Genomic DNA, 17,239 nt, shown 5'->3' with positions numbered 1-17,239 from the left:
TACGAGCAGGCCTTCAACGACTACCAGCCCGAGGCGGCCGCCGCCGCGCACCTCGGCGAGAGCTACACCCAGCACAACCCCGAGGCGCAGGACGGGCCGCAGGCGTTCGTCGGCTATGTGCACTGGCTGCGCGGGCAGTTCCCCGACCTGCGCCTGGACATCAAGCGTACGGTCGCCGAAGGGGACCTGGTGGTCACCCACAGCAACCTGCACCTCAAGCCCGGTGACCGGGGCATGGCCGTCGCGGACTTCTGGCGCGTCACCGACGGAAAGATCGTCGAGCACTGGGACGTGATCCAGGAGGTGCCCGAGAAGAGCGCCAACGACAACACCATGTTCTGACCCCACAGCAGCAGCACGGCACCCGTGCCGTACCCGGGCGCCGTGCTGCTCCGCCGCCGCGGTCCAGCCGCACCACACAGACAACCGAAACGCAAGAGAACAGAACAGAACGGACAGAGAGGCTCCCCCCACCATGACCAGCCTTCCCAGCCGACGCCGCCTGCTTGCCACCGGAGCGGGCGCCGCTCTCGGTCTCGGTGTCGCCGCTGCCTCCGTCACCCCCGCTCAGGCCGCCACCGGCCAGGCCTCCGCGGGCCGCGTGGCGACGGGCGGCGCCGAGGAGAAGCGGACTCTTGACGAGCTCTACCAGGCAGCCCTCGCGGAGGGCGGCAAGCTCGTGCTCTACGCCGGCGGCGATGTCTCCAGCCAGGCGGACGGGATCCGCAACGGCTTCAAGAGCCGGTTCCCGGGCATCGACCTGACGGTGGTCGTCGACTACAGCAAGTACCACGACGTCCGCGTCGACAACCAGTTCGCGACCGACACCCTGATACCCGACGTCGTACAGCTCCAGACCGTGCAGGACTTCGTGCGCTGGAAGGAGCAGGGCCGCCTGCTCGCCTACAAGCCGGCCGGTTTCTCCAAGCTCTACGCTCCCTTCAAGGACCCGCACGGCGCGTGGGTCGCCGTCCAGGTGAGTGCCTTCAGCTACATGTACGGTCCCGCCGCGGTCGGCTCCGACATCCCCAGCGGCCCGCTCGACCTGGCCGACGCCCGCTGGAAGGGGAAGATCGCCTCCTCCTACCCGCACGACGACGACGCGGTCCTCTACCTCTACACCCTCTACGTGGAGAAGTACGGCTGGGACTGGCTCGCTCGACTGGCCACCCAGGACCTTCAGTTCGCCCGCGGCAGCTACACCCCGAGCGCGGCCGTCACCAGCGGCCAGAAGGCCATCGGCATCGGCGGATCCGGCGCGCCGCTGTCCACCGGGCCGGTCAAGTGGGTGCTGCCCGAGGAGGCGCCGTTCATGTCCTGGGGACAGCGGGCCGCGATCCTCAAGCAGGCCAAGAACCCCACCGCCGCCAAGCTGTACCTGAACTGGCGGCTCTCCGTCGAGCAGCAGAAGGCCGCCACCAACGGCTGGTCGGTCCGCACCGACGTCACCCCGCCGACCGGGCTGAAGCCCGTCTGGGAGTACCCCAACGGCAACCTCGACGGCTTCCCCCGCTTCATGGCCGACCGCGCGGCGATCGAGCGCTGGAAGCAGACCTTCGCCCTGTACTTCGGTGAGGTCAAGGGAGACCCTTCACCGGGCTGGCTCGGACTGCACCCCGGGGCCTGACCGCCGACCGTTGCCGCCGGCCCCGCACTCCCCGCGCGCTGGGCCGGCGGTCCTCCCATTCCCGGCCGCCGGTTGGGAGGGCGTCGGCTGGTGGCCGCGGGTGGTCACGATGGTCTCCTTCGAGTGAGTTGATGGGGCGGTGTCGTGGTGGTCCCGTTCCCGTGCGCGAGGCACGGTGCACGCGACGGGCGCAGGAACCGGGTTTTCGGCGGCTTCGGCTCACCGGCCGGCCGGAGGCGCCGAAGCGGGTGCCGTACACGGGTAGTCCTGGACGCTGACCGGTTGGTCGGTCACGAGGGCGCGGCCGGCGTGCAGCACTGACCACGGGGTGCGGGTGCTGACGCCGTCTTCCTCCTGCTGGAGGAGGTTCTCCGCGAGGCGCCGGCGTTGGACTTCGCCTGTGCCGGCGGGTGCGTAAGTGGTCTGCAGATCGCGCCAGACGCGCTGGATGGGGAAGTCCTCGTCGAGGCCGTTGGCGGCGTGCAGCTGCATGGCGTCGTTGCCGGTCTCGGAGGCGAGATCGTGGCCGAGAGCCTCACGGCGAGGAGTTCGTCGTCGCAGAGCAGGCAGCGATCGAGCATGTCGACTGCGTGATACGTCAGAACCCTGCCATAAGAAGCGATTCCCAATCCGAGGAACACGACTGTCGCTCGAACTTCCGTACCGTCAGGCTCGTTCGGTAGATCGCTCCACGGCCGGCGCCGCTCGACGGTACGCCCGGCGAGGGTAGAGATGCGATCGGCTCTGCCGACGTCAGCGGCTCTTCGCGGTTCAACGGCCCTGCTCGGCGTCTCGACAGTCTTGTCGGTGGTGTTCGGCGCGTTCTCAGGCGAGTTCGTGGGATCCGGGCCGGTCGGAGTCGGGCAGGCTGCTTTGGATGTCCTTCCGCCCGGTGCGCAGTTTCGCCAGGACGCGGGCCACGTGCTTCTCGACGGTGCTGGGGGACAGGAACAGGGTCTGGGCGATGTCCTGGTTGGTGGCGCCGTCGGCGAGCAGCTTGGCGATTTCCCGTTCACGGGGTGACAGCTGGGTTCCGTAGCCGCGGCGTCCCGGTCGCCGCGACGTCTGGACACCGAGTTCGCGCAGGCGGTGTTGGCAGCGTGCGGCGTCGCCGGTCGCGCCGAGCTCGGTGAAGCCGCGCGCGGCGTCGGCCAGGTGCGCCGCCGCGTCTTCGGGAGACGAGCAGGTCAGGGCGTCACCCCGGCGTTCGGCGGCCTTGGCGACCTCGTAGGGGCGGCCGATGTCCCGCCACCTGTGTTGTGCCTCGGCGAAGTGCTCGGCGGCCCGCGCCGGCTCGGTGGCGCTGAGCAACACACCTCGGGCCAGCGCCAGTTCGGCCGAGGCGGCCGGCGCGTCGCGGTCGCGCAGGTCCGACTCGGCCTCCGCCACGAGTCGTTCGACCGACGCGTGGTGCCCACAGGCCAGCGCGGCCTCGGCCGCGACCGGGACGAGGTCCATGGTCCGAGTCCAGGACCTGAGTCCTCGCACCATCGACAGCGCGGGTTCGGCGATCGTCCAGGCCGCCTGCGGGTCACCCTCGGCGAGCCGGAGAGCGGCGAGTGCGGCGGCCATCCTGATGCTCGCGTCCACCTCGCTCGTGCCGCTGGCGGCCGCCGCCGCGGTGGCAAAGTGGTCGTGGGCCAGGGAGTGCAGCCCTCGGGCGAAGGCGAGGTGTCCCTGGCACAGAGCCCGGTCGATGTTGATCTGCCTCACGTCGGGGTGGGCATCCGCCAGGGCCGCGTAATCCTCCTCCAGCCGGGTCCAGCGCCCGTCCAGCCAGTCCAGGCGCAGCTCCACAACGCGGGTGATGCGCTCGTGGGCTGCGTGAGCGAGCAAGTCCTCGACCTCGCGCAGCAGAGTGCGGGCCCGCCGGTCGTGGCCGAGCTGGAATGCCACCTCGGCGAGGGCGTACAGCGCGTAGGTGGCGTGGCGCAGCACCGCTCCGGCGGCATCTCGGCGTGGTACCCGGTCCAGCAGCGGCCAGACGGCGGGATCGCCGTCCCGAGCCATCAGGATGAGCCGGTTGATCTGGACCCTGCTCCGGCTCGTCTCGTCGGCGCTGTCGCGGACGGTCCGCTCGGCTCGGTCCTGCCAGTCCCACGCGTGCGCGGCGGCACCGTCCCGCTCGTTGAGGGCCAAGTTGGTCATCGCGCTCAACGCTTTGTGCGGCTGCGTGGCCAGCTCGTCGACGGCGTGGGCGAGCTCGCGGAAACCGGCCGGGTCCGCGCCGACGACGAGCATGGCCGCACCGAGCCCCAGGCGGATCTCGCCCCGGACGGCATCCGGCAGCCGCGGATCGTCCAGCACCGATCGCAGCCCGCGGACGGTCACGGCGTAGTCGGTGCCGTAGTTGATGATCCGGGCGAGCGTGAGCGCGGCCCGGGACCTCCGTTCGGTGTCCACTCCGGGCTGGTCCAGGATCTGGTGCAGGAGGAAGGCCGCGGTGCCGGTGTCGCCCAGTGCGACGGCCTGGTCGGCGGCCTGCTCGATGCGGTCGAGCCAGCCCTGATGGTCGCCGATGGCCAGGGTGTGGTGGGCGATCTGCACCAGCGGGAGCGGGTCGTGGGTCTGGAGCTCGTCGATCGCCCGCCGGTGCAGGCGCGTGCGGCGCGGCCCGGGGATGTGTCGGTAGGCGACCTGCTGGGCCAGCACGTGACGAAAACCGTAGAGGCCGCTCGCAGTCTCGCGCAGCACGGCCGCCCGCAGCGCGTCGACCAGCCCGTCCGCGGCCTCGTCGCCGTCCAGCGCGGCGACCCCGGCGAGCAGCGTCTCGGTGGACGGCACGGCCAGTACGGCCGCCGCGTTCACGACCGCCGCGCCGGCCGGCGACAGGGAGGTCAGCCGCTCGCTGACCGCTTCCCGCAGGCCGCCCGGCACCTCGGCCCGCTCCACTTCCCTGACGTCGAGGTGCGCCTGGTCCCGTAGCGTGATCAGGTCTTCCTCGGCGACCAGCGGCAGGCCCTCGCTGCGGTGGTGGAGCGCCGCGCACAGCTCGGGCGTGGCCCGGGCGCCGAGCGCGGCACCGGCCAGTTCGGCCACGTCGGTCCGGGTCAGCGGTGACAGCCGGATCACCGTGCCGCTGGCGCCGGGCGGCGGGCGGTAGGCCGCGCCCAGGGCCGCGGCGCCTGGCGGCAGGTCCTCGGCCCGGTAGGTGACCACCAGCGCGAACTGGTCGGGCAGGTCGCGGGCGAGCAGTAGGAGCAGCTCGCGGGTGGCGTCGTCGACCCAGTGCACGTCCTCGACGACCAGGACCACTGGGCCGACGTGCCCCAGCACCGAGCGCACCGCCCGGATCAGCTGGTGGCGCGCTGCGCCTGGGCCCTGTGGCTTTGCCGGTGCCGGCGGCAGGCGGTTGGCCAGGTCCGGCAGCAGCGGGGCCAGCGCGCCGGTGGACGGCGGCAGAGCGCCGTCTGGCAGCCACGGACCGATCTTGCCGAGCGCGTCGATCACCGGCCCGTACGGCAGGGGCTCACGCAGCGGGTGGCAGAAGCCTGTCATCACCCGCCACCCTTCCGACTTCAGGATTGCGGTGGCTTCGCGTACCAGCCGGGACTTGCCCATGCCGGCGTCGCCCTCGACCCTCACCACGGCCGGTGGCTGTCGGATGGCGGCGAGCACCAGGTCGAGTTCGTGGCGGCGACCGACGAACGCGAAGCCCCGGCCGAGTCCCGAGGAGCCGTGCTGGGCCGCCATACGATCACCGTCCAATGCGGGACGCCTCGCTCCGGTCACGCGCAGTGCCCGCTCGGGCCGACGTCATCGGCCACCACCATTTTATGTCGGCCGACCCCCACTAAATACGTCCTCCATTGTTTCGGCCTGACCTGCACCGGCATCGTCATTGCCGACACACAGGTGGATGCCGCGACAACAGCGTTCTCGCGGCATGGCACACAGCACGCGGGGCCGAGCCCATCGCAGCGGAACCTCCGATCTGGTGCCGCTCAGACCCTCACGAGCACGGAAAGCCCCCACACCGCCGTGGGTGCGTCTCCACTCCCCTGAAGCGGGTCTGCCCCGCACGCCGTTCGCACCATTCATCTCCTTCGTGAGCCGGCCCTGCCGATCCGGCCGCCGGCTCCCTCCGCGAGAAAGAGGAACGATGAGGACCACAACGAGAAGAAGGCGCCTCGCCGCGGCGCTGGCCACGGTCGCCGCGACCGCCGTGGTGACCCTGGCATCGCCCGTCCCCTCCTACGCGGACGACACCGATACGTCGTCCGACTCACAGGTGAGCCAGCAGCAGTACCAGGACCTCAACGACGTCGTCCAGAAGTACCACCCCCTCGGGGTCTACACAGCCGACGACGGCTCCCTGACGATGGTCGCGCTGCCCGCGGACACACCCCCCGCCGACGAGAACCAGCTGGAGTCGGAGTTCCCGGCCGGTATGGACAACGTCCGGGGCTACATCAGCCAGTTCACCCAGGCCGACCTGGACCAGCTCGTGAATACGGTTTCGGCGAAACAGTGGAACGCCGACGCGGACCAGTACACCGTGGGCGTCTCCTATGACGCCAAGCAGGACGAAGTGCTGGTCAATACGGATGCTCCGGACTCCGTCACGCAGTCGCTGCTCGATGCCTACCCGGACAAGATCGAGGTGGAGCAGAATCGCTTCGAGGAAACGGCAAACCGCTTCGACTCCGGTTCGCCCTACTACGGCGGTATGGCGACCCTCAACACCAGCGACAATTCGCAGTGCACGTCAGGAGTCGCCGTCCAGAACGTCTGGACGGGGCAACGGTCCCTGGTGACGGCGGGGCACTGCGGCAACGACGGCGACAGGTTTGTGAACCGCCACACCGACAATGGCTGGGGCTCCTTCGTCGGTACGGTGCGCGGGGTCATAAAGGAGCTCGACGCGGAAGAACTCCGGGGTTCCCAGTTCAGGGGCAGGATCTGGACTGGGGGCACCACCTACAGTCAGTCCACAAAGGACGTTCAGAGTGTGCAGCAGGTCTTCCCGGGCCTGCAGGTGTGTGTGAGCGGTTCCGTGTCCATGAACCACTGCGGCCACCCCGTCACCAACACGAATTACACCTTCACACCCCGGTCCACTCGGGGAACCTGGATTTCCGGAGGCAATGGGTTCACGTTCGATCAGGGAGGGCGCGTGGTCGGGAACGGATGGATCCCCGGGGGGTTCACCGTACCGGGTGACTCCGGCGCCCCCGTCTACACACAGGATGGGACTGCCCACATCGCCGGCATCAACTCAGCCCGCCTGTGGAACACCCACAACTGTGGCTGCTGGACGATGGTCGGCGTGAAGATGGGCCCGATCCTCCAGGCCGAGGACGCAGACCTCGTCCACGGGTACGACAACTAGGCCACAAGGAACAGCCCCGGCCCGCTCGGCCGCAGGACTGAAGGTGCCGGCCGCCTCCTGGCCGGCCGGTACCTTCCCCCGGCGTGCTCCGCAGAAGCGGCCCACCCGCGCGGATGCCGATCTCACACCTGCCCGTCGCATCGATTCGTCCCCCGCCCTGCTGAGTGGGCGCGTACCTCGCGTACCTGGAGCCTCACCATGCCTCATCCCAGTAACCGCACCACCGACCCGGCCGCCCTCATCGACAAGGACACCGTGCGGGAGCGGCACTTCCACACCAGACTCGGCAGGTGCCTGGTGTCCGGCACCCCTTACCTGGGCGCCGTCACCGCGCTCGCCGCCGGGCTGATCGTCCTCGCCTACGCCATCCACGGCCCTCAGGTCGGCGAGTGGGCCTCGCAAGCCCTGGCCAACGGCGACTGGACGATCGCCCCGACGTGGGCGGCCATGCTGCACATGGCCGGTCTCACCGCGCTGCAGACCCTCCCCGCGGTCATCGCGGCCTACGTCGCTCACGGCGTCGCGGACCGGTCGGCGATTCTCCCCGGCTTCCTCGGAGGTGTCGCCGCCATCGTCGCCGAGGGCGGCGTCCTGTGCGGTGTGATCGCCGGTGTGGTCGCCGGTGCGGCCGTCCTGGCTCTGCAGCGGATTCCCGTCAAGCGGGCGCTGCACAGCGCCACCGCCGTGCTGTTCCCCCTGCTGGCCACCGTGATCACGCTGTTCGTGACCCTCGCGGTCGTCGGGTCGCTGCTCAAGACCCTGACGAAGTGGCTTTACAACGAAATGGCCGGCCTGGAGTTCGAGAGCACCCTCACTCTCGGCCTGCTCCTCGGCCTGATGGCCTGCTCCGACCTCGGCGGGCTGATCACCAAGACGGCATTCGCCTTCGGCGCGGTGGAACTGAGCGGTCCCGATCCGGCGGATTTCACCCCGCTCAACATGAGCATCATGGCCGCCGTCATGGCCGCCGGCATGGTGCCCCCCATGGCCATGACCCTCGCCACCCTGGTACGCCGCAGCCTGTTCACCGAGGCCGAGCGGCGCTACGGCAAGATCTCCTGGCTGTTCGGCGCGGCCTTCCTCCCCGAGGGCGCGGCCCCCTTCGCCCTCGCCGACCCGCTGCGGGTGATCCCGGCCTCCATGGCCGGCGGTGCCGTCACCGGCGCCCTGGTCATGCAACTCGGCAGCACGATCAGCTACCCCAGGGGCGGTGTCTTCGCCGCCGGCCAACTCGGCCAGCCGTGGCTGTTCGCCGCAGCAGTGGCCGCAGGCGTCCTCACCACCACCGCCCTCACCGTCGGCCTCAAGAGCCTACGGCGGCGCACGGCACCGGCCGCGAGCACCGCCCGCGCCGCCACCCGCGCCCCCAAGAAGGCGGTAGCGGCCGGCCGAGCCTGACCGCGCCACCCGCACCGCGGGTGAACGCGCCGCATCAGCAGCCCGAGCACGAAAGCGCCGACCCGTGGGGGCGACCCCGGGGGCCGGGGCTTTCGTCGTCCACGTCCGCGAGGGCGTAGCGTGCCGGATAGACGTCGTTCGTCGACTGGGCGAGGTTGACGTCCTCGTTGGGGTGCAGGAAGTCGTACTGGCCCCTGGCGTGCCCCAGTAGCTCCAGCGCCCGGTTCGCCACGACCTCGTTGGCGTTCATGTTGGTGGAGGTGCCGGCGCCGCCCTGGATGACGTCGACGACGAACTGGTCGTGCAGCTTGCCCTCACGGATCTCACGGCACGCCCCCACAATGGCGGCCGCCTTCCTCGGATCCAGCAGGCCGAGTTCCTCGTTCGCCAGGGCGGCGGCTTCCTTCACCCCGGCCAGAGCGTCGATCAGATGCGGGCAGGCGGCAATCGGCGTGCCTGTGATGGCGAAGTTTTCCCGGGCGCGCAGGGTGTGGATGCCCCAGTACGCCTCGGCGGGGACGTCGCGGTCGCCGAGCAGGTCGTGCTCGCTGCGGTGCGCTACGGTCATGGCAGGCCGGGCCTTCTCTCGGAGCGTGTTCAGGCGTGCGGGTGCGTGGGGCGCGGCAAGAGGACGAGCGATCACGACCTGCCAGGGCGGCGTGACGTGCCACGACCACGCCGCGGAAGGTCCGGGCACTCTCACCGCCGTCGCTACCGGCTCAGAACGACTCGTCCTTATAAGGCGATCTCTACCGCGGTTCAGTCGGTCTCTCCGTCCGGGAGGCCATCGCCGCGGCGGACGGCGGGCTGCGGCGGCTGATCAGCGCGGTACGCAGCCGCTTCGGTCCAAAGCACACCAGCGCACCATCGGCCTCGGCATGCCCACGTTCTCCAACCTGGCAGGACGCACAGGATCCAGCCCACATCCGGTTTTTTCTGCGTGTTGACCAGTCGCCCTGTGACGGGCCGATATGCAGTCCGGAGTCGGTCAGCCCGCATCGACTCCGAGTTCGATCACCGGTCCAACCAGGGCAAGAGCCTGATCGACGACCTCGTCCAGGCTTTCGCTGCCGTCGCTGTCCACCCAGCGGCGCAGGGCGGCTTGGAAGGCCGTCAGGGCGACGCCGGCAGCGACGGCAGGACGCAGGTCGACGTCCGGGTCCAGTCCGGCACGCAGGGCGAGGATGCCGGTCATCTCGGCCTGCCACTGGGACTGCCGCTCCAGGAAGCGGGCCAGAAGGGCCGGGGTGTCCAGGATCAGCCTGCTCACGCGCAGCATCTTGGCCGGATTGCCGACGCTCATCGAGGTGAACACCGACAGGGCACGACGCAACGCCACCGCGGGCGGCTCGTCGGCGGGCCGGGCGTTCAGCTCCGCGCACAACTTCACGCCGGCTTCCGCCAGCATGTGCACGATCACGTCTTCCTTGGAATCGAAGTAGCGCGAGAACGTACGGCGTGACATTCCCACGGCGGCCACGATCTGGTCGACCGTCGTCTCTTCGAATCCCTGGTCGGCCAGCAACTTGACCGCGGCCTCCGCCAGTTCGCTGCGCACGAGCAGGCGTTTGCGCTCCGCCATGTTGGCCGCCGGGGCCGTCTTCGCATCTCCCACGACACCGATGCTAGTCCGAGCCAGATGAGTCACTCCAGGCTCTTATTGACTCACTGTGCCATGGGCGGCAGTCTGGGTCTCATGTCAGACAGCAAATGGACCGCATCCCGCATCCCCGACCTGACGGGCCGGACCTTCGTCGTCACCGGAGCCAACAGCGGCCTCGGCCTGGCCACCACCCGCCACCTGGCGCGGCACGGTGCGCACGTCGTCATGGCCGTACGCAACGAGGCCAAGGGCCGCCGGGCCGTCGCCGGCATCCGCGCCGCCGATCCCGACGCAAGCCTTGAGATGCGCCATCTCGACCTCGCCGACCTGGACTCGGTCAAGGCGTTCGCCGCCCGCGCGCACGACGACGCCCTGCAGGTCGACGTCCTGATCAACAACGCGGGTGTCATGACGCCACCCCGAACGCTGAGCCCCCAGGGCCACGAGTCACAGTTCGCCGGTAACCACCTCGGCCACTTCGCCCTCACCGGCCTGCTCATGGACCTGCTGCGGCAGGGGCGTGACCCGCGTGTGGTGACCGTCAGCTCGATCGGGCATCACGGCGGGCAGATCCACTTCGACGACCTCTCCGGCGCCCGGAAGTACCAGCGCGTGAAGTACTACGACCAGTCGAAGTTCGCCAACGTCCTTTTCGGTCTGGAACTCGACCGCAGGCTCCGCGCGGCCGGCAGCCCGGTACGCAGCCTGCTCGCCCACCCCGGGATCACGGCCACCAACCTCCAGCGCACCGGCCCGACCGGCCTGTTCCGGGTGGGAGGCGCCCTCGTCAACCGGCTGTTCGCCCAGGACGTCGAGATCGGCGCACTCCCCCAACTGCGCGCCGCGACGGCACCGGACGTCGAGGGCGGGCAGTTCTTCGGCCCCGACGGATGGAAGGAGTTGCGCGGACATCCCACCGTCGTCCGCCCCGACCCTGCGGCGGAGGACCCTGACACCGCACGCCGCCTGTGGGTGCTGTCCGAGGAGCTGACCGGTGTGGTCTACGCACCCGCCCCTTCGGCATGACCCAAGGCCCGTCTTCGGCCCGCATGCAGCGGCAGCGGTGGGGGAGTGCCCTGAGGACTGCGTGCTGCCGTGCCTCGGCCTCACGGCTCCGAACGGTGATGAGACTCTTTGAAATCGGCCTGAGCTGCTTGTCTTCCTCACTTGTTCCGGTTTCGGACGGTGTGGGGAGGGCGGGGAGTATGAGACATGCTTGAGGGGCCGCCGACCGTCAGGTCGGCGGCCCCTGGCCTCGGTTACGCGCTGGGCCGACGTTGCGAACGGCATCCGGGCACTCGGCTGGCGCGCCGGCTCCGATCCGACAGCTGGAGCGGCATGGCCCAGACGTTCCTGACGCGTCACGGCGGAACCGCCGTGCTCACCGGCAGGTTCGTCGGAGTCATCCGGGCCTTCCTGCCCTTCGCCGCCGGAGCGTCCGGCATGCCGGACCGCCGCTTCTTCTTCTGCAGCGCGGCACGCGTCGCTGGTCTGGGGCACCGGTAACGTGCTCCTCGGCTGCTTCGCCGGCACGGTGGCGACCAGGGTCCTGCACTCGGCGGGGCTGATCGGCGCCGCCGTGCTTGCCGCCGTTGCTGTGGCGCTGTTCTGCGTTGTGTGGGTCACAAGCGCCGTCGCGGCCGCGTGCAGGCCGCGAGTGCCGTGGTGGCGTCGGGCGGGGTTCCTCGAACCTCCGGACAGCGGCCCATGCGCGTCGTCACGTATTCCGAGGAGAAGTAGTCCATGGGACGCGCCGGGCAGCGCATGCAAACCGGCAGCCGGCTCGCCCGCCCCGAGAACTTTCCGGCGGGACCTGCACTGACCGCGCGGCACCGACGTAGGCACGGGTCGCCCGCACCCTCGGCAGACCCACGGCGCCGCACGCCAGAGGCGTCGGATTCGGCACCGGCGCTGGTGATCGCCGACGTCCCGCCCGTCTCCCCCGGTATCCCGGCGGCCGCGCGTGTCAGCACCCGGCGCGAACTCGGTGAGAACGGCAATGAGGCTTCTCAGCACCGCGGAGCGAGGTCGGACGGGCCGACCGGGGCACTGGCGGGCGGCGGAGCAGCCGCCTCGACGCTTCCAGGGGCGCTGTATGCCGTCGAAGGCCAGACCGGTGTGGAGCTGGTCGTGACGATCAGCCGTCCGTCACGCCCTCGGCCCACGCCTCCCATTCGCAGGCCCCGGGCAGCGGTTCGACCCGCTCCGGCGTTTCCGGTCAGGCCGTCCACCGCCACCCCGTCCTGCGTGGACGGCGGCGAACTGCCTGACCGCCGGCGAAGCCCGACGGCGCGTCAGAGCACGCCGGTCCAGACCAGCTTGGCGCCCGAGTCGCCGGCCAGGTACGAGTAGACGAGATTGAGGCCGGAGAGGCCCACCACGACGACCACGAGCGCCGCAGGCGCCCAGCGTGGCATACGGGCTCCGCGCTTCGAGCGAACCTGCAGCAACAACAGAATGGTCGTTATACCGAGTCCCAGACTGAGAAGCTGCAATGTGTCGGCGTAGTCCGCGTGTTGCGCCACCTTGTGAAGCACGCTGCTCGGGTAGTGCTTCTCGGTGACCACTTCCTGCAGGCTTTCACCGGACTCCCGGGCGACGATCGCCATGAGAGGAGTCACCACCGCGAGCACCCACACCACCCAGCCCAACTGGGGGCGGAACCGGGGCAGCATGGCGTATCCAGCAGCGCCCAGCGCCAGCAACGGGATGAGCACTACCGCCGCGTGCACCGCAAGCGGGTGCAGGGGGAGACCCATGAATTCTTTGAACACTGCTCGCTCTCGTTCCCTAGTGCGTGAATGCCGGCTCGGCCGTGGTCGACTCGTGCCGGCTCTCTGACGAGTCAGCCGGTATGCGGAAGACCGGCGGCCGTCTGCTCCACACCGGTCCCCGGCTGGACCGTGGCGACGGTGGCGGCGCCGTTGGCCTGGTTGCCCGGCGAGACGCCTCGAATGGCCACGGGGCCGGCCACCGCCGTGGTGACGAGGGTGTTCAGCAGGCTCTGCCGAGCGAGGTGCCCGGCTGTCGGGGGCGGCTCCCGGTGCGGCGGGCGCGTCGGCGTCATGGTTGCCGAGGCCGGACAGTGCGGTGTTCGGCGTCGGCACGTGCATCCGGCCCGGACCGAAGCCGCTGTCGACCCCGGTGACGAGGACCTGGCCGACGGTCCGCTCGCTCTCGGCATGTGGCCCAACATGCATCAGATGGCGCAGCGTGTCAATGTTGGCCCGATGCGATCTGTCTAGACGATGCGCCGGGCATCCGCGCTGCACCCGGCGCCGACAGCCGGTCGCCGAGCGGTCAGGACCGGGCTGCTGGTGCCGCGGTGCGGGCCCGGTGCGCGCGGATCTCGTCGTGGTGGTCGGCGGCCCAGCCGATCAGGGAGGTCACGATCTCGTGCAGGCCGCGGCCCAGCGGGGTGAGGGAGTACTCGACGCGCGGCGGAACCTCCGCGTATGCGGTGCGGGTGATCAGACCGTCCTCGTGGAGCTGGCGGAGCGTGAGGGTGAGCATCCGCTGGGAGATTCCGGGGACCTGGCGCTGCAGGTCGGTGTAGCGCAGCGGGCCGGACTCCACGACCGCGATGAGCAGCAGGCTCCACTTGTCGCCGACGCGGTCGAGGACCTGCCGGATGAACTCCATGTGCTCGGCGGGGATGGCGGCACAGGGCCCCACTGCCGCCGCGCCGCCCGAACTGCCGGTGACCTCCATGACGCACATTCCTCTCCGGCACACACACCGATGTGCCTTTTGTATCGACTCCCATACTGGCCCATCATGGCGCTACGAACAAAACGTAGGAATAACAGCGCAGGCATGGGAGGCGCGTCATGAAGATCGAGGTCTGGGCCGAGGTCACCTGCCCCTGGTGCGGACTGGGCAGCCACCGTCTGGACCGGGCTGTGGAGCGGTTCGAGCACGGCGACGAGGTGGAGATCGTCCACCACTCGTTCCCGCTGAGCAGTTCCTTCCCCGTGGGTGAGACGTTCAGCGTCCGTGACGCGCTCCTGCGCCGGCACGGCATGGGCGGCTCCCAGGCCGAGGCGTCCACGCGCCGGATCGAGGCGCTGGCCGAGGCCGAGGGACTCCGTCCCTACAAGGTGCTGGACAACATGGTCGGCAACACCGACCTGGCGCACGAGTTCCTTGCCCACGCCTCCGCCGAGGGCAAGAACCGCGAAGCCTGGGACACGATCTTCCGCGCCTACTTCGGCCGGGCCCGCCCCGTCTTCAGCATGGACGACCTGCTCGACCTGGGCCAGGAGATCGGCCTGGACCGCGAGGGCACCCGCCGGGCGCTCACCGAGCACCGCTACCAGCGCCACATCCGCGACGATGCCGCCCGCGCCCAGCGCCTGGGCGCCACCGGCGCGCCCTTCATCGTCATCGACGGCAGGTACGGCATCCCCGGAGCGCAGGACAGCGACGGCCTTCTCGACGTGCTGCGCACGGCCTGGGACGAGTCCCACCCGCTCACCCTGACGACCGACGGCGACGCTGCGGTCTGCGGCCCCGACGGCTGCGCCGTACCGGCCCGCAGCTGACCTCCACCGGTCACCCCACGATCCCCCCCGACCCACCCTTGATCGTTTCGAAAGGCTGCATTCTCCATGTCCTACCTGCTGCACATCGACGCCTCCTCGCTCGACGAGGCATCCGTCTCCCGTCAGGTCGCCCGGTCCTTCCGTGACGAGTGGAAGGGCCCGGTCGTCCACCGCGACCTGGCCGCCTCCCCCGCCCCGCACCTCAGCGCGGCCGGCATCACCGCCCGCACCACCGACCCCGCCGAGCACACCCCCGAACAGGCGAAGGCCGCGGCGGTCCAGGACGAGCTGATCGAGGAGTTCCTCGGCGCCGACGCCTACCTCTTCACCGTGCCGATGTACAACCTCACGATGCCGTCCGTGTTCAAGGCATGGCTGGACCAGATCATGGTCGCCGGGCGCACCCTGAGCTTCGACGGACCCCCTCCCACCCTCGGCCGCCCCGCCACGGTGATCTCCGCACGCGGCGGCGGCTACGGCCCCGGCGCCCCCAAGCACGGCATGGACCACCTGGTGCCGACGCTGGAAACCGTCCTGGGCCACCCGGCCAACCTCGGCCTCGACCTGACAACGGTCCTGCCCGAACTGACCATGGCCCCGTACGTGCCGATGATGGCCCCGCTGCTGCCGGTGCACGAGGCGTCCATGACCAAGGCGCACGACGAGGCCCGCCGCCTGGGCTCTGCCCTGACCGGCCGACAGGCCGCGTGATCCACCCCTGAACTGCCCGAAAGGCGTTTGATCACCATGAGCAACCTCCTGGTCCTCGGCGGCAGCGGCCGCACCGGCACCCACGTCCTGGAGCACGCCGCCAGGCGCGGCCACCACGTCCGCGCCCTCGTCCGCAACCCCGACACGGTGCAGGCACCGGCCGGCGTCGAACTGATCCAGGGCACACCCGCCGACATCGACGACATCCGTCGGGCCGCCGAAGGCACCGACGCGGTGATCAGCGCGCTGAACAACGCCCGCGCCTCCGACAACCCGTGGGCCAAGCCGGTCAGCCCGCCGACGTTCATGACCGACGCCACCCGCAACACGCTCACCGTCATGCGCGAACAGGGCATACCCCGCATCGTGCTGACATCCACGCAGGGCGCCGGCGACGACTGGGCCCGGCTCAACCCGCTGGTCAAGGCGTTCATCAACCTGTCGAACATCAAAGCAGGCTTCGCGGACCACACCGGCCTCGACCAGCTCGTCCGCGCCTCGTCCGGCATCGACTGGACCCTGGCCCGCGCCGTCACCCTGACCAACAAGCCCCTCAGCGGTCCCGTACGGGCCGCCGAGGCCGGCACCGAAAAGCCCGGCGCCCGGATCAACCGCGCCGACCTCGCCCGCTTCCTCGTCCAGACGATCGAGGACGACACCTGGATCCGCAAAGCCCCCCTCGTCTGGAACACACGAGGATGACGCCCTCGGGCGGTCCGACATGAACCGGACCCTGTTCCACCCCACCCCACCACCGCGCCGCAGTCCGAACAGTGAAGGGGAGAACATCCCATGTCCAAGGTGATCGCCATCTTCGGCGCCGGCAAGGGCCTCGGCGCCTCCGTCGCGCGCCGCTTTGCCCGCGAGGGGTTCCGTGTGGCGCTCATCGCCCGCGGCAAGGAGCGTCTCGACGCCCTCGTCGAGGAGCTGAAGGCCGAAGGCATCGACGCGGCCGGTTTCACCGCCGACCTGTCCAAGCCCGAGCAGGCCGGCGCCACGGTCCAGGCCATCCGTGACCACTTCGGTCGCATCGACGTGGTCGAGTACGGTCCGATCAGCGGCGAGCAGGCCTTCGCTCCCGCCGCGAAGCTGGACGCGGCCACCCTGCGCAAGGACAGCCCGCTGCTCCTGCTCACCCCGGTCGAGGTGGCCCAGGCCGTGCTGCCGGAGTGGAACGAGCGCGGCGACGGCGCCTTCCTGATGACCACCGGCGCCACGGCCGGCTCCCCGCGCCCCTTCGCCAGCGGCGTCGGCCCGCTCATGGCAGCCGCCCGCAACTGGCTCTTCTCACTCAACGGCGAGCTGGCCGACGCCGGCATCTACGCCGGCACCCTGTCCATCGCCGCGTTCATCGCCCGGAGCGAGATGGGCGAACTCGCCGCGAGGAGCCTGGCCAAGACCGGCTCGGCCGGCACGGGCCCGCTCGTCGACCCGGACGCGCTGGCCGACCAGTACTGGGACATGTACACCAAGCGTGACCGCGTCGAGCAGCTCTTCCCCGAGTACGACGCCGCCTGAGGCAACGGCTGGGCAGGTGCTGCCCTACCGGCCCCATAGGACACCGCGCGGGGTGCGGCGCCCGGATGCACTCCTGTGGATCGTGCAGGCCGTACTGGCCGTCATGTTTGCCATGGCCGGTGTCATGAAAACCACCCAGCCCAAGGACAAGCTCGTCGAGAAGCTGCCCTGGGTGGCCGACTTCTCAGCCGGCGCCGTCCGTTTCATCGGCATCGTGGAGTTCGTCGGCGCCCTCGGGCTGATCCTGCCCGCGGCCACCGGTATCGCCACCGTGCTGACACCACTGGCCGCCGTCGGCCTCGGTATAACAATGCTGCTGGCCGCGACGTACCACGCCCGCAAGAAGGAATTCCCCGCGATCGGCCTCAACGCCGTCCTGCTGATCCTTGCTGTACTGGTGGCCTGGGGACGCTCCGGCCCGTACAGCCTCTGAAGCCGCCATCCGCTCCGATTCCCATGTACGGGGGCTCGGTTCGTCACAGATCACCGGGCCCCATCGCCCGCCC

General features: G+C 70.2%; 18 protein-coding genes. 11 read left to right on the top strand and 7 right to left on the bottom strand.

Annotation, left to right across the window (positions count from 1 at the left end):
• A partial coding sequence (locus tag AB0M11_RS27850) for a nuclear transport factor 2 family protein (RefSeq protein WP_365710156.1) occupies positions 1-342 on the top strand: 342 nt, incomplete at its 5' end.
• Positions 343-475: 133 nt separating this feature from the next.
• Complete coding sequence (locus AB0M11_RS27845) at positions 476-1,627, top strand: ABC transporter substrate-binding protein (protein ID WP_365710154.1); 1,152 nt, start codon at positions 476-478, stop codon at positions 1,625-1,627.
• Positions 1,628-1,846: 219 nt separating this feature from the next.
• On the opposite strand, the gene AB0M11_RS27840 is transcribed toward AB0M11_RS27845, so the two are convergent.
• Complete coding sequence (locus tag AB0M11_RS27840) at positions 1,847-2,197, bottom strand: acyl-CoA dehydrogenase family protein (protein ID WP_365710157.1); 351 nt, start codon at positions 2,195-2,197, stop codon at positions 1,847-1,849.
• A gap of 255 nt (positions 2,198-2,452) precedes the next feature.
• Positions 2,453-5,320 (bottom strand): AAA family ATPase, encoded by a 2,868-nt coding sequence (locus AB0M11_RS27835; RefSeq protein WP_365710152.1) that lies wholly within the window; start codon positions 5,318-5,320, stop codon positions 2,453-2,455.
• 409 nt (positions 5,321-5,729) lie between these two features.
• On the opposite strand from AB0M11_RS27835, the gene AB0M11_RS27830 reads away from it, so the two are divergent.
• Positions 5,730-6,959 carry a hypothetical protein gene (locus AB0M11_RS27830; RefSeq protein ID WP_365710150.1) on the top strand — a complete coding sequence of 410 codons (1,230 nt, stop codon included), beginning with the start codon at positions 5,730-5,732 and terminating at the stop codon, positions 6,957-6,959.
• A gap of 198 nt (positions 6,960-7,157) precedes the next feature.
• Positions 7,158-8,357 (top strand): PTS fructose transporter subunit IIC, encoded by a 1,200-nt coding sequence (locus AB0M11_RS27825; RefSeq protein WP_365710148.1) that lies wholly within the window; start codon positions 7,158-7,160, stop codon positions 8,355-8,357.
• A 34-nt stretch (positions 8,358-8,391) separates the two neighbouring features.
• Here AB0M11_RS27825 and AB0M11_RS27820 read toward each other — a convergent pair whose 3' ends face one another.
• Together AB0M11_RS27820 and AB0M11_RS27815 are read right to left on the bottom strand one after the other, a co-directional pair.
• Complete coding sequence (locus AB0M11_RS27820; protein ID WP_365710146.1) at positions 8,392-8,925, bottom strand: lyase family protein; 534 nt, start codon at positions 8,923-8,925, stop codon at positions 8,392-8,394.
• A gap of 420 nt (positions 8,926-9,345) precedes the next feature.
• The gene (locus AB0M11_RS27815) at positions 9,346-9,939 is read right to left on the bottom strand and encodes a TetR family transcriptional regulator (RefSeq protein WP_132888402.1); all 594 of its coding nucleotides are present in this window, start codon (positions 9,937-9,939) and stop codon (positions 9,346-9,348) included.
• 114 nt (positions 9,940-10,053) lie between these two features.
• Between AB0M11_RS27815 and AB0M11_RS27810 the strand changes: the two genes are divergently transcribed.
• Positions 10,054-10,986, top strand: coding sequence for an oxidoreductase (locus AB0M11_RS27810; RefSeq protein ID WP_365710144.1), 933 nt, complete (start codon positions 10,054-10,056; stop codon positions 10,984-10,986).
• Positions 10,987-11,172: 186 nt separating this feature from the next.
• The gene (locus AB0M11_RS27805) at positions 11,173-11,466 is read left to right on the top strand and encodes a VTT domain-containing protein (RefSeq protein ID WP_365710142.1); all 294 of its coding nucleotides are present in this window, start codon (positions 11,173-11,175) and stop codon (positions 11,464-11,466) included.
• Between the two features lie 788 nt (positions 11,467-12,254).
• Here the strand turns inward: AB0M11_RS27805 and AB0M11_RS27800 are convergent.
• The 3 genes from AB0M11_RS27800 to AB0M11_RS27790 form a co-directional block, all read right to left on the bottom strand.
• On the bottom strand, positions 12,255-12,719 hold the full coding sequence (locus AB0M11_RS27800; protein ID WP_207921682.1) for a DUF2231 domain-containing protein: 465 nt from the start codon (positions 12,717-12,719) through the stop codon (positions 12,255-12,257).
• An 86-nt stretch (positions 12,720-12,805) separates the two neighbouring features.
• The gene (locus AB0M11_RS27795) at positions 12,806-13,027 is read right to left on the bottom strand and encodes a hypothetical protein (protein ID WP_365710139.1); all 222 of its coding nucleotides are present in this window, start codon (positions 13,025-13,027) and stop codon (positions 12,806-12,808) included.
• A gap of 233 nt (positions 13,028-13,260) precedes the next feature.
• Positions 13,261-13,671, bottom strand: coding sequence for a helix-turn-helix domain-containing protein (locus AB0M11_RS27790; RefSeq protein ID WP_365710137.1), 411 nt, complete (start codon positions 13,669-13,671; stop codon positions 13,261-13,263).
• Positions 13,672-13,790: 119 nt separating this feature from the next.
• Here AB0M11_RS27790 and AB0M11_RS27785 point away from each other — a divergent pair, with 119 nt between their 5' ends.
• The 5 genes from AB0M11_RS27785 to AB0M11_RS27765 all read left to right on the top strand — a co-directional run bounded on the left by AB0M11_RS27785 (position 13,791) and on the right by AB0M11_RS27765 (position 17,166).
• Entirely contained in the window at positions 13,791-14,504 is a 714-nt protein-coding gene (locus tag AB0M11_RS27785; RefSeq protein WP_365710135.1) for a DsbA family oxidoreductase, read from the top strand.
• 66 nt (positions 14,505-14,570) lie between these two features.
• Positions 14,571-15,215: an NAD(P)H-dependent oxidoreductase gene (locus AB0M11_RS27780; RefSeq protein ID WP_365710133.1), complete on the top strand. Its 645-nt coding sequence runs from the start codon at positions 14,571-14,573 to the stop codon at positions 15,213-15,215.
• Between the two features lie 36 nt (positions 15,216-15,251).
• Entirely contained in the window at positions 15,252-15,917 is a 666-nt protein-coding gene (locus tag AB0M11_RS27775; protein ID WP_365710131.1) for an NAD(P)H-binding protein, read from the top strand.
• Between the two features lie 90 nt (positions 15,918-16,007).
• Positions 16,008-16,733 (top strand): SDR family NAD(P)-dependent oxidoreductase, encoded by a 726-nt coding sequence (locus AB0M11_RS27770; RefSeq protein WP_365710129.1) that lies wholly within the window; start codon positions 16,008-16,010, stop codon positions 16,731-16,733.
• A 16-nt stretch (positions 16,734-16,749) separates the two neighbouring features.
• Positions 16,750-17,166 carry a DoxX family protein gene (locus AB0M11_RS27765; RefSeq protein ID WP_365710127.1) on the top strand — a complete coding sequence of 139 codons (417 nt, stop codon included), beginning with the start codon at positions 16,750-16,752 and terminating at the stop codon, positions 17,164-17,166.
• Positions 17,167-17,239 lie beyond the last annotated feature (73 nt).

This window comes from Streptomyces sp. NPDC051987 (genome assembly GCF_040680735.1).
In the GTDB taxonomy this organism is placed as follows: Bacteria; Actinomycetota; Actinomycetes; order Streptomycetales; family Streptomycetaceae; genus Streptomyces.
The sequence above is the reverse complement of the archived record's forward strand: the minus strand, read 5'-3'. Positions and strand labels throughout refer to the sequence as shown.